The sequence below is a fragment of the Asticcacaulis sp. W401b genome, assembly GCF_046503825.1.
Classification (GTDB): Bacteria; Pseudomonadota; Alphaproteobacteria; order Caulobacterales; family Caulobacteraceae; genus Asticcacaulis.
Window position 1 is genome coordinate 55051 of record NZ_JBKFEE010000001.1, and the last position, 18319, is coordinate 73369.

11 protein-coding genes are annotated in these 18319 nt (G+C 64.1%); all 11 read left to right on the forward strand.

Annotation, left to right across the window (positions count from 1 at the left end; all coding sequences use genetic code 11):
• Positions 1-35: 35 nt before the first annotated feature.
• The 11 genes from ACK8OE_RS00250 (at position 36) to ACK8OE_RS00300 (ending at position 18305) form a co-directional block, all read left to right on the forward strand.
• The gene (locus ACK8OE_RS00250; protein WP_410271581.1) at positions 36-1019 is read left to right on the forward strand and encodes an AAA family ATPase; all 984 of its coding nucleotides are present in this window, start codon (positions 36-38) and stop codon (positions 1017-1019) included.
• 4 nt (positions 1020-1023) lie between these two features.
• Complete coding sequence (locus tag ACK8OE_RS00255) at positions 1024-1923, forward strand: DUF58 domain-containing protein (protein ID WP_410270910.1); 900 nt, start codon at positions 1024-1026, stop codon at positions 1921-1923.
• Positions 1923-3056: a BatA domain-containing protein gene (locus ACK8OE_RS00260; RefSeq protein WP_410270911.1), complete on the forward strand. Its 1134-nt coding sequence runs from the start codon at positions 1923-1925 to the stop codon at positions 3054-3056. The genes ACK8OE_RS00255 and ACK8OE_RS00260 overlap by 1 nt, the downstream gene beginning before the upstream one ends.
• Before the next feature lie 449 nt (positions 3057-3505).
• Positions 3506-5158, forward strand: a complete 1653-nt coding sequence (locus ACK8OE_RS00265; RefSeq protein WP_410270912.1) for a DUF4175 domain-containing protein — start codon at positions 3506-3508, stop codon at positions 5156-5158.
• A complete protein-coding gene (locus ACK8OE_RS00270; RefSeq protein ID WP_410270913.1) occupies positions 5155-6903 on the forward strand; it encodes a hypothetical protein in 1749 nt (582 codons plus the stop codon). The genes ACK8OE_RS00265 and ACK8OE_RS00270 overlap by 4 nt, the downstream gene beginning before the upstream one ends.
• A 112-nt stretch (positions 6904-7015) precedes the next feature.
• Entirely contained in the window at positions 7016-8806 is a 1791-nt protein-coding gene (locus ACK8OE_RS00275; RefSeq protein ID WP_410270914.1) for a histidine kinase famiy protein, read from the forward strand.
• Between the two features lie 141 nt (positions 8807-8947).
• Complete coding sequence (locus tag ACK8OE_RS00280; protein ID WP_410270915.1) at positions 8948-9955, forward strand: LacI family DNA-binding transcriptional regulator; 1008 nt, start codon at positions 8948-8950, stop codon at positions 9953-9955.
• A 77-nt stretch (positions 9956-10032) separates the two neighbouring features.
• On the forward strand, positions 10033-12918 hold the full coding sequence (locus tag ACK8OE_RS00285) for a TonB-dependent receptor domain-containing protein (RefSeq protein WP_410270916.1): 2886 nt from the start codon (positions 10033-10035) through the stop codon (positions 12916-12918).
• A gap of 229 nt (positions 12919-13147) precedes the next feature.
• A complete protein-coding gene (locus tag ACK8OE_RS00290) occupies positions 13148-14569 on the forward strand; it encodes a glucoamylase family protein (protein ID WP_410270917.1) in 1422 nt (473 codons plus the stop codon).
• Positions 14569-17577, forward strand: coding sequence for a discoidin domain-containing protein (locus tag ACK8OE_RS00295; protein ID WP_410270918.1), 3009 nt, complete (start codon positions 14569-14571; stop codon positions 17575-17577). The genes ACK8OE_RS00290 and ACK8OE_RS00295 overlap by 1 nt, the downstream gene beginning before the upstream one ends.
• Entirely contained in the window at positions 17574-18305 is a 732-nt protein-coding gene (locus ACK8OE_RS00300; RefSeq protein WP_410270919.1) for a phospholipase, read from the forward strand. Before ACK8OE_RS00295 ends, ACK8OE_RS00300 begins: the two co-directional genes overlap by 4 nt.
• Positions 18306-18319 lie beyond the last annotated feature (14 nt).

Here is an 18319-nt window from a genome sequence, read left to right on the forward strand (position 1 = left end):
CGGGATGAGGCTCAAATATGGGGATTACGGATACCATGTCGATCAGTGAAACCGAGATCAGGGAAAGGCTGGCCCGCCTGGGTCACCTGCGTCAGGCCATCGCTCAGGCCATTGTCGGTCAGGCCGATGTGGTCGAGCAACTGCTGATCGGGCTCCTGGCCGGCGGGCATTGCCTGCTGGAAGGCGTGCCGGGGCTGGGCAAGACGCTGCTGGTGCGCTCCCTAGGGCAGGCGCTGGAACTGCAATTCCGCCGCGTGCAGTTCACCCCCGACCTGATGCCCAGCGACATTTTAGGGACTGAACTGCTGGAGGAGGATCACGGCACCGGTCACCGCCATTTCCGTTTCCAGCCGGGGCCGGTTTTTACCAACCTGCTGCTGGCCGACGAACTGAACCGCACGCCGCCCAAGACGCAGGCTGCCCTTCTGGAGGCCATGCAGGAGCGCACCGTGTCCTACGCCGGGGTGACGCACACCCTGCCGTCGCCTTTCTTTGTGCTGGCGACGCAAAACCCGCTGGAGCAGGCCGGGACCTATCCACTGCCCGAAGCGCAGCTTGACCGCTTCCTGCTGCATATCCGCGTCGATTACCCGACGGAATCCGAAGAACATGACATCCTGCGCCAGACCACAGGCGCGGGCGGCGGGGCCGTGCCCAAGGTGATGGGCGCCGAGGACGTGGGGGTGCTGCAAAAGCTGGTGCGCGATGTACATGTGGGCGAAGACCTGCTGCGCTGGATCACGCGGCTGGTGCGCGCCACGCGGCCGGGTGAGGGCGCCCCGCAGGCCGTCAACACCTATATCAAATGGGGCGCAGGGCCGCGCGCCGGGCAATCTCTGGTGCTGGCGGCCAAGGCGCGCGCCCTGTTGCAGGGGCGACTGGCGGCCACCCGCGACGACGTGATGGCGCTGGCGGCCCCCGTCATGCGCCACCGCCTGCTGATGTCCTTCGCGGCGGAGGCCGAGGGCGTGGCCCCCGATACGGTCGTGGCCGCAATCTTGAGCGCCGTAAAGCTCTGAGCGCATGGTGTATGACCCGATCCCTCCGGAGGTGCGCCACAGGCTGAAAGGCCTGCGCCTGTTCGCGCGTCGCGCGTCCGGGGCGTCGGGGATCGGGCTGCACGCCTCGCGTTCACGCGGGGCTGGGCTGGAATTTGCGCAGTACCGCGCCTATGAGCCGGGCGACGAACTGCGTCAGATCGACTGGAAGCTCTATGCGCGCTCGGACAAGTTTTTCGTGCGCGAATCTGAGCGCGAAAGCCGGCTCAGGGTGTGGATCGTGCTCGACCTGTCGGCGTCGATGGGGCAGTCAGATGCGGCGAAACCCGGTTGGAGCCGCCTTGAGGCCGCCAAGGCCATGGCGGCCTGTGTCGGTGAACTGGCCCTGCGTCAGGGGGATGCCTTTGGCCTGATCACCCTCAGCGATCGCGGCGTGGCGGTGGTCGAGGCTGCGGCGGGGCGGAAGGCGCGCGACCGGCTGCGGCTGGAGCTGTTCAAATTGAAGCCCGAGGGCGGGTTTCCGTCGCTGGCGCAGTTGTCGCCGGTGTGGGGTCGTATCCGCGCGCAGGACATGGTCATGGTGTTCAGCGACGGCTTTGATGAGGGCTGCACTGAGCTGATGACGCGCCTGGCGGCGGCCGGGCGCGACGTGCTGATGGTGCAGACCCTGACGGCCGAGGAGCGCGATTTTCCGTTTCAGGGCGGCTATCGTTTCGACGATCCGGAAGGCGGGGCCGAGGTGCTGGGCGACGGCAAGGCCCTGCGCGCTGATTTCCTCAAGCGCTTTGCCGCCGCCCGTCAGGCCTTTGAGGCGCGGCTGTTCGCGGCGGGGGTGCGGCACACGCACTACTGGCTGGATGAGCCGGTGGATGCACCGCTGTGGCGACTCTTTGGCCAAAAACCATCAGGAAAGGAGACGGCCTGATGCCCGCGCTCCTGTTTCCGCTGGGACTGGCGGCCCTGCTGGCCGTGGTCGTGCCGCTGGTCATCCACCTGATGCGGCGTGACGAGCTGCGCCCGGTGGTCTTCGCGGCCCTGCGCTGGCTCGATCCGCGCCCCAAACCGCGCCAGCGTATCCGGTTCAGCGAATGGCCGCTGTTGCTGGTGCGGCTGCTGCTGATCGCGATGCTGGCCGTGCTGCTGGCGCGGCCGGTTCTGACCGCGCAGATGAGCGATAAGCCCTATGTGGCTGTGGTACCGGGGGCTGATCCGAAGGCGGCGCAGCAGGCGGCAGGGGAAGACGCCGAGGCGCATTGGCTGACGGCAGGTTTTCCGCGCTTAAGCGACACACCGGGGGCGTCGGGCGAGGTGAGCAGCCGTCTGCGGCAGCTCGATGCGCAATTACCGCAAGGGGTAAAGCTGACCGTTGTGGTGCCGCAAACCCTGCAAGGGTTGGATGCCGAACGCCCGATCCTCAGCCGCCCGGTCGATTGGCGCATCGTGGCAGGAGCCATGCCCGCCGCTCAGGCGACGGCGGGGAAACTGCCCGTTCTCAGCCTGCGCTGTGCGCCGGACCGCGCCGCCGATGTGCGCTGGTTCCGCGCCGTCTCCGCCGCCTGGCAGACGCCGTTCGAAGCCGCAGGCGCGGATGCCGCTCTGCCGCCAAAGGATCGGGTTTTGGTGTGGCTGGGCAGTGGCAACGTCCCGCCTGCCGTCAGGGCGCGGGTGAAATCCGGCGGAACGGTCCTCGTGGGGGCGCAGACGGTCTTGCCCGCGTCGCCGCAGGGGCGTGTCGTGTGGCGCAATGCGACCGGCGCACCTTTGATGGAGGCGCAGGGCGCAGGGCGGGGGCAGTGGCTGCGCCTGACGCGGCCCCTGAATCCGGCGGTTTTTCCGGAATTGCTGGAGCCCACCTTGCCGGATCAACTGGCCGCCGTCCTCAGCCCGCCGCCATCACCCGCCCGCGTCGAAGCGCGTGATTTGATCCCGGTCGTGGGGCGCTCCATTTTCACCCGCCCGTCTGAGGAATTGACGCCGTGGCTGGCCCTGTTGGTGGCGGTCTTGTTCGGGATTGAGCGCCTGCTGGCCACCGCCGCCCGCCGGAGGGCCGCGCCATGACACCTCAGCGCTTTACCGGCCCGGCGCGTTTGCGGGGCTTTCTAAACGACCTCCTCGTGGGCTTGCCCTTGGCGCAGTGTCCCTTCTTTTTCGCTGAGCGATGGTTGCATGTATCGCCTTTGGTCTTTGTGCTCGGGATTATAGCGATTACGGTGGTTATTGCCCTGTCTCGCGCGCGTCGTTTTGACAAGGCGTGGGTTATCCGTGAACTCAACCTGCGACCGGACATGGAAGACAGCGCCGACCTGCTGTTTTGCCCCGACAAAGACCTTAGTGTTCTTCAGTCGCTTCAACGTGAGCGTCTCAAAGCACGCATTTCGGCAAGCCCATCAAAACTTCGCCCAGACTGGGACTTCAACTGGCCTATGATTAGTCTTGGTCTAACGGCGCTATTGGTGGCGATATTATGCATAATCTCTGCTTTGAAAGCGGGTAATACCGACCAATCAATGATTTCGACAACGGCCATCGGCGCGCCGAAACTGATCTCCGCCGAGGTCGCCATCACCCCGCCCGCCTATACGCGGCAGGCGGCACACCGCGAAACGACGCTCGATCTCAAGGTGCCGCAAAACACCCGGCTGGTCTGGCGTTTGCGCTTTGCGCCGGACGCCGCCAATGTGCGGCTGGTCTTCCACGATGGTCAGAGCGTGGCCCTGCGCCGCGATGGCAGCGCATGGACCGCTACCCTGAGCGCCGAACGGTCGCGGCTTTATCGCCTCGCTGCCGATGGCCTGCCGGCGCAACCGCTGCATCGGCTGGAAGTCACGCCGGATGCGCCGCCGAAGGTCGAGGCTGTCCTTCCGGACCGCGCCCTGACGCTGGTCACGCCGGGCCAGACCCAGTGGCCGCTGGTCTTTGCCGCCAGCGATGATTATGGCGTAGCCCCCACCGCCGAACTGCGCATCATTCAGGCGCAGGGGCAGGGCGAAAACATTACCTTCCGCGAGCGGACAATGACCCTAAGCGGCACGGGCAGCGCGGCGGATAAGCGCTTTGCCACGCGGCTCGACCTCAAATCACTCGGTTTTGCCGTGGGCGACGACCTGATCGTGCAGCTGACCGTGCACGACAATCGCGCGCCCTCGCCGCAGGAGGTGCGCTCCCCCAGCCTGATCCTGCGCTGGCCGTCCGATCTGGGGGCCGAAAGCACGGGGCTGGAGGCGCTGGCGCGCCAGACCCTGCCAGCCTATTTCCGCAGCCAGAGGCAGATCATTATCGACATCGAGGCCCTGCTGAAGGAGAAGCCACGCCTCAAACCCGATACCTTCCTCAGCCGCTCCGACTCCATAGGCGTCGATCAGCGTCTGCTGCGCCTGCGCTACGGGCAGTTTCTGGGCGAAGAGGCTGAGGGCGAACGCGAAGCTCCGCCGGGTCTTGAAGAGGGGCATTCCGAAAACGACGGCCACGATCATGGGGGACACGATCATGGAGGGCAGGCTACGAAACCCGATGCCGCACCGGTGTTTGGTGACGGCGGCAATGTGACGGCGGAGTATGGCCATACGCACGATGAGCCCGAAGCGGCGACCCTGCTCGATCCGGAAACGCGCGCCACGCTGAAAAAGGCGCTGGATGAGATGTGGCAGTCGGAACTGCATTTGCGGCAGGGCAATCCGCAAACCGCCCTGCCGCACGCCTACAAGGCGCTGGGCTACATCAAGGAGGTGCAGCAGGCGACGCGCATCTTCCTGTCGCGCGTCGGGCCGGAACTGCCGCCCATCGACAACAACCGCCGCATGACGGGCAAGCGTGAGGGCATTGCGCCCGTGCCCTTCGCGGTGACGGCGGCCCCGTCGCCCGATGCCCCCGTCGTGGCCCTGTGGACGGCTCTGGGCGAGGCACCGGGGGCGAAGACCGATCTGCCGTTGGAGGCACTCGATCGCTGGCTGCGTGCCAATGAAGGCCGGGTCAGCGATCCGCTGTCGCTGCTGGCGGCGGTCGAGGCGGTGCGCGCCGATCCCGGTTGTGCTGCGTGCCGTCAGACGCTGCGGGGGCAGTTGTGGCGCGTCCTGAGCCGCCCGCCCACCGGTGTCGCGCGCCGCCCAGCGGTGACGGCGTCCGGTGGCCGCTATCTGGATGCCCTGGAGCGACCGAGATGACCCCGTCTGTGATCGTGGCTTTGATACTTCTCATGGCCGTGGGTTTATCCACGGCACGGCTGGCTCTGTGGTGGCGAAAGGCCGAGGCGGCCGAACGCTCCCGGCCGCGGCTTGTGATCCTTCTGGCCCTGACGCCGCTGTCGGCGGTGTTGCTGTATCTGACCCTGTTTCCGCCGCGTCTGGCCGCTGAGCCCGGCACGCTGATCGTTGCCACGCGCGGCGCGCAGGCGGTCGATGCGCAGGCGGGCGACCGCGTCGTCGCCCTGCCGGAAGCGAATGTGCCGGGGGCCGAGCGTGTGCCCGATCTGGCCACGGCGTTGCGCCTGCACCCCGAGGCGACGCGGCTGACCGTAGTCGGCGAAGGGCTGACGCCGCGCGACCGCCCGGCGGTCGAAGGGCGGGCCCTGCGCTTTGTGCCGTCAGCCCTGCCGCGCGGCGTGGTGCGGCTCGATACGCCGGAGCGGGTGGCCCCCGGTGGCGTGTTTCAGATCGGCGTGACGGTCAATGGGGTGAAGGGGGGCGTTGTCGAGCTGCTCGATCCGGCGGGCGCGGTGGTCGATACGCAAACGCAGGATGCCAGCGGTCTGGCCGTCCTCACGGGCACGGCCAAGGCGGCAGGGCCGGTGTCTTTCACTGTGCGGGTGCGCGATGCCACAAAAGCTGTGGTGGAAACCGCCGAAGCGCCGGTGTGGGTTGATGAGGCGCTGACGGCGCGGGTGCGGGTGATTGGCGGTGCGCCGGGGCCGGAGATCAAATATCTGCGCCGCTGGGCCGCTGATGCCGCTATCGACATGCAGGCGCAATTCGCGCTGGGCGGCGGTGTGGCGGCGGGCGATGCGCCGCAGCCCCTGAATGCCGCCACACTGAGCCAGACCGATCTGCTGGTCATAGACGAGCGTGGCTGGGACGGACTGGGCGACGGTGGCCGTGCCGCCGTGATCAGCGCTGTGCGCGGCGGTATGGGCCTGTTGCTACGGCCCACAGCCCTGCCGTCGGAGGCGACGCGCGCCCAGTGGGCCGCGCTGGGCCTGCGGCTCAGCGGCACCGGTGATCCGGAGACGGTGACCCTGCCCGTACCATCGGGCAGCCAGGACAAGGCCCCCACCGTGACGCGGCTCAACCTGCGCCTCGACAGCGCCGATGCGGTGCCGCTGGCCGTGGACAATAAGGGGCAGTCGTTGGGATTGTGGCGGGCCGAAGGGCGTGGGCGGGTCGGCCTGTGGAGCGTGACCGACAGCTTCGCCCTGACGCTCAGCGGCGAGGCCGGGCGGCATCAGGCCCTGTGGAGCGGTCTCTTTTCAACTCTCGTTCGCCGTTCAAATGCGGCCCTGCCGACCGTCACAGCGGCCCATGTGCATCAGCGCGTCAGCCTGTGCGGCCTGAGCGGCGCGGCCGAGGTGCTGGACCCGCAAGGCGGCGTTAGCCACCCCGTCGTCGATATGGCCACGGGGGAGGCGCGTTGCGCGGCCCTCTGGCCTACGCAGGCCGGCTGGCATGTGCTGCGCGTGACGACCTCAGATACGGTGCAGGCCGTGCCTTTCCACGTCCTGTCGGACAAGGCCTTGCCGGGCGTACAGGCGCTGGAGGCGCGCGAAGCCACTCAGGCTCTGGTGGCTGACGATGCGCGACCGGCAGAAGCAAACGGCGAGGGCCGTCGCGGCGCCGCCTGGCCGTGGTTCCTCGGGTGGCTGCTGGTCAGTGGTGTGTTGTGGGCAGTGGAACGAAGCCGTCGTCCTCTCCCCTGATCCACATCTCAGCGGCCGCGACTCATATTTTTTTCTTATGTCCATCCGGTCAGAACGAAACACAGAAAGAAGTGTAACGCCCGGATTTGTTTGGAGTCCGGCGGATGGATATATGTCGGACGATCATACCCCCAAAAACGCGCCCCACGCCGGTTTAGACCGTCAGACCCTGCATGATCTGAATAATATGTTCGGTGCGGCCAAGGGCAGCCTGCAACTGATGCAGATGCGGCACAAGGACGACCCGAAAAGCCTGCGTATTGCCGAGACAGCGTTGCAAAGTCTGGAAAACGTTCAGAGCTTTGTATTCGAAAAGCTGGCACATGTGGATAGACGCGACACCGAAGGCGGTATTTCGGATTCGCCTGAACGCATAGCGGCACGCCACGGCGTCGTGGGGTCGAGCGACCGCCACGACCTGTTTTTTGCCGCCATCGAAATGACGCGGATGCCGATGATCGTCACCGATCCCAACCGGCCCGACAACCCCATCGTCTTTGCCAATCAGGCCTTCCTCAACACCACAGGCTACCAGATGGATGAGGTGCTGGGGCGTAACTGTCGCTTCCTGCAAGGCGAGGGGACCGATCCGCAAATGATCGCTAACCTCAGCCGTGCCATACGCGACCGCACCGACATTGCGGTGGAAATCCAGAACTTCCGCAAGGACGGCACGGCTTTCTGGAACGCACTGTTCGTCAGCCCGATCTTCGACCGCGACGGCAAGCTGCTCTATTATTTCGGCTCGCAGCTCGATGTCACCCGTCGGCGTGAAGCCGAAATGGCGCTGCGTCGGGCGCAGAAGATGGAGGCCATCGGTCAGCTCACCGGCGGTATTGCCCACGATTTCAACAACCTGCTTCAGGTGATCATCGGCAATCTTCAGATGGCGCGCACCGTCACCGAGCAGCCCGATAAGCTCAATCGCTACCACGAAGCGGTGATGCAGGCGGCTCAGAAGGCGCGCGTCCTGACGCAGCAATTGCTGGCCTTTTCGCGCAAGCAGCCGCTGGAGGCGCGCGTCGTCAACCTCAACCGCGTGGTCAGTGAGTTGAATGACCTTTTGTCGCGTACCCTGGGCAGCTTTATCGAGATCGAGCTTGATCTGGACCCTAATCTGGCCAATGCCCGTATTGATACGGTGCAGCTTGAAATGGCGCTGATCAATATTCTCGCCAATGCGCGCGACGCCATGCCCGAAGGGGGGCGCGTGACGATTCGCACCGCCAACCGCTCCGGACCGGAGGGCGATCAGGTCGAATTGTCGGTCAGCGACACCGGCGAAGGGATGCCGTCGGAAGTGTTGAGCCGCATCACCGAACCCTTTTTTACCACCAAGGAGGTGGGCAAGGGGACGGGGTTGGGGCTGGCTCAGGTCTATGGCTTCGTGAAGCAATCGGATGGCGGCTTTGAGGTCGATAGCACGCCGGGTCTGGGCACCACGATCCACCTCTATTTTCCGGTGGTGTCGGGCGCCGATGATAAGGTCCCGGTGCCTGAACGCACCTCTCAGACGCGGGGTAAGGGCGAGCGTGTGCTTTTGGTCGAAGATAATCGCGAAGTGCGCGAACTGGCCTGCGCCATACTGGAGGCCGATGGCTATGAGGTGGTGGCGCGCGAAAACGCTTCGGCGGCGCTCGACTATCTCAAAGGGCCGGATGGGGTGGACCTTCTGTTCACCGACATCGTCATGCCGGGCAAGATGAACGGCGTCGCCTTGGCCAAGGAGGCGCGGCAGTTGTTTTCCGACCTGCCGATCCTGATTACAACAGGTTTTGCCGACGATGTGCACGGCCACACCAATGCGCGTGAGTTTGAAACCATCTACAAACCCTACATGCCCGATGAATTGTCCACGCGGGTGCGCGGCGTGCTGAATCGCAAGGACGATCACGGGGGCTGACCGGCTCTTTTCGGAGTGTGGCGCGAATGTCGCACCTTCTGTAAGCGCTTACATGATGAATTGACAGCGCTGTTGTAAGCGCTTACAAAACGCCAAACGACGCTGTAAGCGCTTACATAACACGACAGGGTGCAGAGTTTCATGGCGGCAAGCGTAACGCTCAATGACGTAGCCAAGGCGGCGGGGGTGTCCATCGCGTCGGCCTCACGCGCCATTAATGGCCTCGACAACGTCACCGAAGAGGTGCGTGAGCGCGTTCTGGCGGCTGCCGGCAAGCTCAAATACGTGCCGCACGGCGCGGCGCGGGCTCTGGCCATGAGCCGTACCAATACCATCGGCGTCATCCTGCCGGATATCTATGGCGAGTTCTTTTCGGAGATCATCCGCGGCATTGATGTCGGTGCGCGCGCCAGCGGTCTGCACATTCTGGTGTCGGGATCGCACGGCGACGTAAAGGAGGCCGTCAAGGCGGCGCGCGCCATGGCCGGTCGTGTCGATGGTCTGCTGGTCATGGCCCCCTATGCCGATGCCGACGACCTGTCGGGTAAGTTGCCGTTCAATCTGCCGCTGGTCATGATGGGCGGGGTGGGCGGTCAGGCCGATCTGCCGAGCCTGGTCGTTGATAACTATTCCGGCGCACTGGAGGCGGTGCGCCACCTGCGCGAACAGGGCTGCCGCCGCATCGCCCACATTGCGGGGCCGGAGAGCAATCTGGAGGCGCAGGACCGCCTGCGCGGCTATCTCGATGGTCTGAAAGAGGCGGGGCTGTCGCCGCAGGTGCTGCCCGGCGATTTCACCGATGGGGCAGGTTATGCCGCCGTACAGACCCTTCTGGCGCAGGAACAGATGCCCGACGGCTTGTTTGCCGCCAATGACATGATGGCGCTGGGGGCGACCCTGGGCCTGCGTGAGGCAGGCGTGTCGATTCCGGACGACATCGCCATCATCGGTTTCGACGACATACCGGTGACGCGCTACGCCTCACCGCCCATTTCGACGCTGCGCGCCGGGGTCTTCGACATCGGTCGGCGCAGTCTTGAGCTGCTTTCCGCCCTGATCGAGCGCGGTTCGGCGGAGGCTTCGGCCTCGGCCGCCAGCCTGATCGTGCGACCTGAACTGGTGGTGCGGGCGTCCAGCCGCCGCCGTTAAAGCGTTTCTGCAAACGCTGCGAGTATCGCGTTTTATACAAATAAAACAGTTCTTTGGGAGAACAGGATATGCTTCATATGTCTCGCACGCGGGGCCTGAGCCTCGGTGTTTCGGGCCTCGCCCTGGCGGCCGCCCTCGTCATGGCGGCCCCGGCCTTCGCCGCGGAATCCGACGCCACGCTTCAGGGCCGCGTTTCGGCCGCTCCGGCCGGCACGGTCGTGACCGCGACTGACGCCAATACGGGCGCCAAGGCGACCGCCACCGTGCGTGCCGATGGCCGCTATGTGATCGTCGGCCTGCGTCCGGGCACCTATACGGTCACCTTCCGCGGACCGGACGGCACAACGCGCACCGAGCAGGCCGTATTGCCCGTTGGTCAGACGATCGAAGTCGATGCCGACCTCGCCACCGCCGAAGCGCCGGTGCAGGAAGTCACCGTCGTCGCCTCGCGCCGCAACAATCCGCGTCAGTCGGAAGTCTCCACCTCCATTTCGCGCGCCCAGATCGAAAACCTGCCGCAGAACGGCCGCAACTTCCTGAACTTTGCCGCTCTCGCCCCCGGCGTTTCGGTTTCGAATGACCCCGAGCGCAAAACCTTTCAGGCCGGCGCCACCAGCGCCAATCAGGTCAACGTCTTCATCGACGGCATGAGCCAGAAGAATCAGGTGCTGCAAGGCGGTGTCGCAGGGCAGGACGCCTCGCGCGGCAACCCGTTCCCGCAACTGGCTGTGCAGGAGTTCAAGGTCTCGACCCAGAACTTCAAGGCCGAATATGAGCAGGCCGGTTCCGCCATCATCACCGCCGTCACCAAGACCGGCGGCACCGAATTCCACGGGACGGTGTTTGGCACGCTTCAAACCAAGGACATGATCGGTCAGCCCTATTACGAGACGGGTGAAAAGAAAGACTACAAGAACGAAGAATACGGGTTCGACATCGGCGGCCCGATCATCCGCGACAAGTTGCATTTCTATGTGTCCTATGAAGGCCGCAAAGACTCGCGTCCGACCGACGCCGTCACCATGCCGGCCGCTGACCGTCTGGGCGGCAATACGGCGCTCGCCTCAGCCCTGGCCTCGGCCTACAACGGCAGCTTCCCGAAGGACTTCAAGCAGGACATGTGGTTCGGCAAACTGACGTGGTTTGTCGATGAAAACAACACAGTTGATCTGATCGTGCGCGATCGTAAGGAAGACGATGTGCGTGGTTTTGGCGGCTTCACGGCGCAGACGCGCGGCAATACGCTCAATCAGCAGATTCAGGGTGCCACGCTGAAGTGGAAGATGCGCAGTGGCAATGTCCTCAACGAGATGTCGCTGGACTATCAGGATGTTCAGTGGCGCAACAGCCCCTTGACGACGACGCCGGCCATTACTCTGACGAACGGCACCAATATCGGCGATGTCCGCGCCACTTTTGGGGGCGTGCCCTATTCGCAGGAAAAGTCGCAGAAAAACACCACGTTCAAGAATGACATCACCTTTTCGGGTGTGGAATGGAACGGCACGCACGTCATCAAAGCCGGCATCAAGGTGGCTAAGTACGAATACGTCGCCGAAGAAAATGACCGCCGTCTGAACCCGGAATACTTCTATAATGCGGCTACCTACACGCTGGGCGGCACCAATACGCCGTATGCGGTAAAGATTGCCTCGGGTGACCCGCGCATCACGTCTGAGAACATGCAGTACGGCCTGTATATTCAGGACGACTGGACGCTGGATGAGCACTGGACCTTCAATCTCGGCCTGCGCTGGGATTACGAAGACAATATGCTCAACAACAAGTATGTCACGCCTCAGGCCGCTGTCACGGCGCTCAAGGCCGCTGTCGGTTTCAACAAGGCCTTTAACGTCAACGACTATATCTCGACCGGTTCCAACCGTGAATCGTTCAAGGGGGCCTTCCAGCCGCGTCTGGGCTTTGCCTATGACGTCAATGGCGACCGTGATCTGGTCATCTTTGGTGGTGCCGGTCGATATTATGACCGCAACATTTTTGACTCGGCACAACTGGAAGAACGCCGCACCCGTCTTTACGTGGCGCAGATCGACTTCAACAGCACGACCCCGTGGAACCCCGGCTATTTCGGCAATCCGCAGGCGCTGGTCGATCTGGCGGCGGCCAAGAACCTCAAGGGTGAGCTGATCCTGCTCAACAACGATGTGAAGGTTCCCTATTCCGATCAGTTCAATCTCGGCGTTCGTAAGCGCTTCGGCGATGTGAACACCTCGGTTTCGGTATCGCACATCAAGTCGAAGAACCTCTTCAACTATGTGCTCGGTAACCGCCGTGCCGACGGGTCGTGGTGCCAGTTTGGCTCACAATATGCCTGTCAGCCCTGGGGTGAGGCCAATGGTGCACCGGGTTATGGCAACATTATCGTCTCGGTCAGCGACCGCGAGGCCAAGTATAACGCGCTTTACCTGACCGCTGACAAGGCGTGGACGCCGGCCACGAAATACGGCTTCTCCGCCACCTTGACCATGACAGACGCCAAGATGACGGGTCACAATGATCAGTTCATCTTTGACTACGCCAATCCCCGCGACACCGGGTGGCACGCGGCGGAGGGCGTTGACAAGTGGCGCTTCGTCGGGACCTTCATCGTCTCAGGGCCGTGGGATACGCGTATTTCCGCGATCGCTACCCGCGCTTCGGGTGTGCCCTTTGCCTCCATCGACGATACGGGGCCGGCGCTGCGCATCATTGATGCGGCCTTCTTCCCGAAGCGTGATTTCCGTCAGGTGGATCTGCGCATCTCCAAGGACTTCAACCTGCCGAATGGTAATGTCGTCACTCTGGATGGGCAGGTCTACAACCTGTTCGATACAACCAATTATCGCTACTCCGGCTGGACCGGTGGCTTCAATAACGGCATGGGCGCGTCCTTCCGTCCCGACGATAACGCTCAGGTCGGTCCGTCGCGCTCCTTTCAGGTGGGCCTGACCTATAAGTGGTAACGCTTTCGGCGCGGTGGTTTCCGCCGCGCCGCTCCCCATGCCCAGCGGTGTCTCATCCCCTGACGCGCCGCCGGACATCTGCCCGCCAGCCTCACTTCCTCGGCTTATGCGGCGCTGACTTGCCTTATACCGGGGGCTTCTCCTCCCGTTTGGAGCCCCCGGTTTTTTTTTTGGTGTCCCTGATGGACCGCCGGTGTCACCCGCAGACACCGTGTCGAAGGGAGTTTTTATGACCTTGTCTCATCCGTCCCGCCGCGCCTTTGGTCAGGGTCTTTTTGGCCTCAGCCTGTTGCCGCTGGGGGCCTGTGCGTCTCTGCCGGGTCTTTCAAACGCGCCGGGCCATGACCCATTGTTGAGCGATCTGCACCGGCGGACGTTTCAGTTCTTCTGGGACGTGACCGATCACCGTACCGGCCTGACGCCGGATCGCTGGCCCACGCGCACCTTTTCGTCGGTGGCCGCCATCGGCTTTGCCTTCAACGCCTATATTATCGGTGCGGAGTCGGGCTATATCCGCCGCGAACAGGCGGCGGAGCGCACCTTTAACACCCTGAATTTCCTGTATAACCTGCCGCAGGGCGAGGCCGCTTCGGGCACGGCGGGCTATAAGGGTTATTTCTATCACTTCCTGCGTTTTGACGACGGTACGCGCTATAAAACCTGCGAACTGTCGTCCATCGACACCTCGCTTCTGCTGATGGGGGCCCTGTGCGCCGGTCAGTATTTCGACCGCGACACGCCTGTTGAACGCGATATCCGCCGCCTGTCCACTGCCCTTTATGAGCGCGTGGACTGGACCTTCATGATGCGCCCGTCGGGGCGGCAGACCATGGGCTGGCACCCCGAAGACGGCTTCATCAAGGCCGAATGGCGCGGCTATAACGAAGGGATGATGGTCTATCTGCTGGCTATGGCCTCGCCGACCCACCCGATTGACCCCAAGGCCTATCAGGTGTGGTGCTCGACCTATGATGAGACCTTTGGCCCCAATCACGGGGAGCCGCATCTGGGCTTCCACGCTTTGTTCGGCCATCAGTATAACCACGTCTGGATCGACTATCGCGGCATAGCCGACGCCTATATGCGCGCCAAAGGTCTGGATTATTTTGAAAATTCCCGCCGTGCCACGCTGGCGCAGCGCAACTATGCCATTCAGAACCCGATGGGGTTCAGGGACTATGGGCCGGACATCTGGGGCTTTACGGCTTGCGACGGCCCGGCGGATGTCAAGCTGGTGATCGACGGCGTCGAGCGGCAATTCCGCAGCTATTCGGCGCGCGGGCCGGGCGATCTGCACCCGTTCGACGACGGCACGATTGCGCCCACGGCGGCGCTGGGTTCGATCATGTTTACGCCGGTGGAGTCTCTGGCCGCCGCCAGAGCCATGCAGGCGCGCTACGGCTCGGATATCTATGGCCAATATGGCTTTTTCGACAGCTTCAACCCGACCTTTGTGACCGACTATCCGTCGCGCGAAGGCCATCAGACCCAACGCGCCGGATGGGTGTCCAACGACTATATCGGCATTGATCAGGGGCCGATCCTGTGCAGTATCGAAAACCTGCGCTCTGGCCTGTTCTGGCGGCTGATGAAGGGCTGCGCGCCGCTTCAGCGCGGCCTGAAACTGGCCGGGTTTGAGGCGGTGGCCTGATGCGCCGTTATCTGTCCATAGGGGCGCTGATTCTGGCCGCCGGGCTGCTGGCGATGCCTGTGTCGGCGCAAACCGCCCTGATCGCGCCGACACCGTGGACTGCGGGGGCGTCAGAGGGCGTAGCCTCAAAGGCCAGCGGCGGTGACACTGCCCGGCTGGACTATGGGTTCAAAGGGGCGGGCTATGCCTTTATGGTGCATGAGCTCGACTTTGCGGCCCCGGAAAACTTCGTCATCGACATCCCGGTAAAGGGTGAGGGGGCGGGTAACGATCTTCAGATCAAGTTCACCGATGCCTCCGGCGACAATGTGTGGTGGGTGACGCGCCCGGCCTTTGTGCCGACACCGCAGGGTGCGGTGCTGCGCATTCGCCCGCGCCATATCGACTTCGCCTGGGGGACGACAAAGGATCGCACCTTCCGGGGTGGCAAGCGCATGGAGATAGTCGTCGTCAAGACGGCCAGGGGGGCGGCCTCCGGCTGGCTGGAGGTCGGGCCGATCCGCTGGCGCGCCGAGGCTCCGGAACCGAAGACCGAAGCGCCTTTAAAAGCCGATGTGACGGCGGCGGTGGACGGTAACCCCCGCACCGGCACCGGGGCGGCGTCGGTGACGCTTGATCTGTCGCGTGTGCGCGCCTTTGGCGGATTGAAACTCGACTGGGGCAAGGTGCCCGCCCTTTATACGGTGGCTGTGTCCGACGACGGACGCAGCTTCCGTGAGTTGCGCACCGTTGCGGGTTCGGACGGCGGGACAGACTATGTGACACTGGGTGAGGTCGATGCGCGCTATGTCCGCGTCAGCGGGCAGGGGCAACTCAATGAGGCCGCCCTGCTGCCGCTGGAGATGGGGCTTAAGCCGAATGCCCTGCTGAGCGAACTGGCACGTACCGCGCCGCGTGGCGACTATCCGCGCGGCTTTACGGAGCAAGCCTACTGGACCGTGGTGGGCGTGGCGCATGGCGGCCCGCGCGCGGCGCTGCTGTCCGAAGACGGGGCGGTCGAGCTGGGGCCGGAACGCCCGTCGCTGATGCCCGTGCTGAAGGTCGGCGGCAAGCGTCTGACCTGGGCGCAGGCTACGGTCACACAGGGCATGGACGCCGAGCGCCTGCCCCTGCCGACGGTCGAATGGCAGGGGGAGGGCGTGCAGATGCGCGTTGCCCCTCTGGCCTTTGGCGAGGGCAAGGCCCCCTATGCGCTGGTGCGTTACGAGGTGCGCTCCGAGACGGCGCAGACGGTGCGGCTGGAGCTGCACGTGCAGCCGATGCAGGTCAATCCGCCGACGCAGTTTCTGACGCGGCCGGGGGGCTATGCGCCGATCCGCCGTCTCAGTCGTGACGGCGATACGGTCAGCGTCGATGATCAGCCGCTGTGGCTGCTGACGCCACCCAAGGATTTTACGGCGTCCGGCTTCCTGAGCGGGCCGCAGGGGGCCAGTGCCGCCGATACGGATGGTCTGGCCTCCGGCGTGATTGGCTATGACCTGAACCTCGCACCGGGCAAGGCGCAAAGCATCATTGTGGCCTTTCCGTTGGGCGGGCAGACAGCGCGCCCGGTCATCACCGGGGATGTGGTGAAGTGGGCCGAAGCACAGGCCGAAAGCGTCAGGGCCGACTGGCGTCAGCGGTTGGGGGATACCCGCCTTGTCCTGCCGGCCGGTGCGCCGCCCATTGCCGACAGCGCGCGTCTGGCGCTCGCCTACCAACTGATCCTGCTTGATGGGGACTGGCTGAAGCCCGGTGCGCGGTCTTACGACCGCTCGTGGATACGCGACGGGGCCATGATGTCCGAAGGCCTGCTGCGTATGGGCCTGCACAAGGAGGGGCTGGCCTATTTCAAGGCCTATGCCCCGATGAGCTTCGATAATGGCAAGGTGCCGTGCTGCGTCGATGCGCGCGGGGCCGATCCGACGCCGGAAAACGACTCCAACGGGCAACTGCCGTGGCTGGCCGGGGAACTGATCCGCTTCGGCGTCGCGCCAGCCGAGATCGCGCCCTACTGGCCGCAGGTGTCTGGTGCCATCGCCTATCAGGAAGGCTTGCGTCAGGCCAATCTGACGCCGCAGACCGAGGCGCGCTATCGCGGCCTGATGCCGCCGTCGATCAGCCACGAGGGCTATTCGGACAAGGCGGCCTATAGCTACTGGGACAATTTCTGGGCCCTGAAAGGCTATCGCGGGGCCGCGGTGACGGCACGCGCTTTGGGCAAGACGGCAGAGGCCGAACGTATCTCTGCGCAGGGCGAGGCCTTTGCCCGTGATCTGAAAGCCTCGATCCTCGCCACGGCGGCGCACTATGGACAGGACGTGGCGGCCGGAGCCGCTGACCGGGGCGATTTCGACCCGACCTCGACGACCATGGGCCTGACCTCCGGCGCGCATACGGACGACATCCCTGAGGCGCTGAAACGTCAGACCTTTGAGCGCTACTGGACGGATATTCTGATGCCCCGCCGTCAGACGCCCAACAGCTATACCCCCTACGAACTGCGCAATGTCGGGGCCTTTTTGCGGCTGAAACAGCCCGAACGGGCGCGTCAGGCGCTCACTATGTTCTTCGCCGATCAGGCCCCCAGGGCGTGGTTCCAGTGGGGAGAGGTGGTGACCGTCCCCTATCGTCAACCGTTGTTTATAGGCGATCTGCCGCACGGCTGGGTCGAATCCGACTATCTGCGCGTGGCGCTCGACCTGTTCGCCTATGAGCGGGCCGAGACGGCGCAGATGGTGCTTTTGTCAGGGTTTGACCCGAAATGGGCGGATAAGGGCGAAACGCGGCTGGAGCGGCTGCATACGCCGTGGGGCACGCTGTCGCTGACGGTCAGCAAGGCGGGTTCAGGTTTGAGAATCAATATTGACTCGGATGCCCCGCCGCCCGGAGGCTATGTGATTGACGTCCCTTCCCTGATGGGGCGGGATGCCCGAGTGCGGGTGGATGGCAAACTCGTGACACTCCAAAACGGCGAACTGATCATCAAAACGGCAAAAGCCGAGATTATTCTGGGAGATGGCGCATGAACTTCACACGGTTTTCCTCAAAAATCCTTGTCGCTCTGTTTGGTCTTTGGCTTCTCACTGCCTGCGCCAGCCTGCCGTCGGTGGACCTGCCGCGTGGTGAGACGCCCAAATCCCTGACGCTGAAAGACGGCCGCACGGTCGGGTACATGCAGTCTCTACCGCCCGACCTGAAGGGCAAGGCCCCGGTGCTGGTCTTCCTGCACGGCACGGGTGAGATCGGCACCGATGTCAAACTGACGACCGTGCACGGGCCGTGGGCCTATAGCCGCGCCAACCCGGACAAGGCGCCCTTTATCATTCTGGCACCGCAACTGAGCGAGAAGGTCGAATGGAACCCGGCGACGCTGGAGGAATGGCTGACGCAGGCCCTGAAAGGCCTGCCTGCCGACCATAGCCGTCTGTACCTGACCGGCCTGTCGCGCGGCGGGCGAGGCACGTGGAACTGGGCGATTGCCTATCCGCGACGCTTTGCCGCCATTGCGCCGGTATCCGGAGACTCGCTTTATCGCGACGGAGCCTGCGCTCTGAAAGACGTGCCGGTATGGGCCTTTCACGGCGCAAAGGACGATATCGTCCTCTATCAGCCCGAAGGCCAGTTTGCCGATGCCGTCCGCGCCTGCGGCGGTGAGGTCAACTACACCCTCTATCCCGACGGCAATCACAATGCCTGGGACGCCGCCTATGCCACCCCCAGCCTCTATGCGTGGCTGTTGAAACATAAACGTTGAATCTTTCCCCCGCA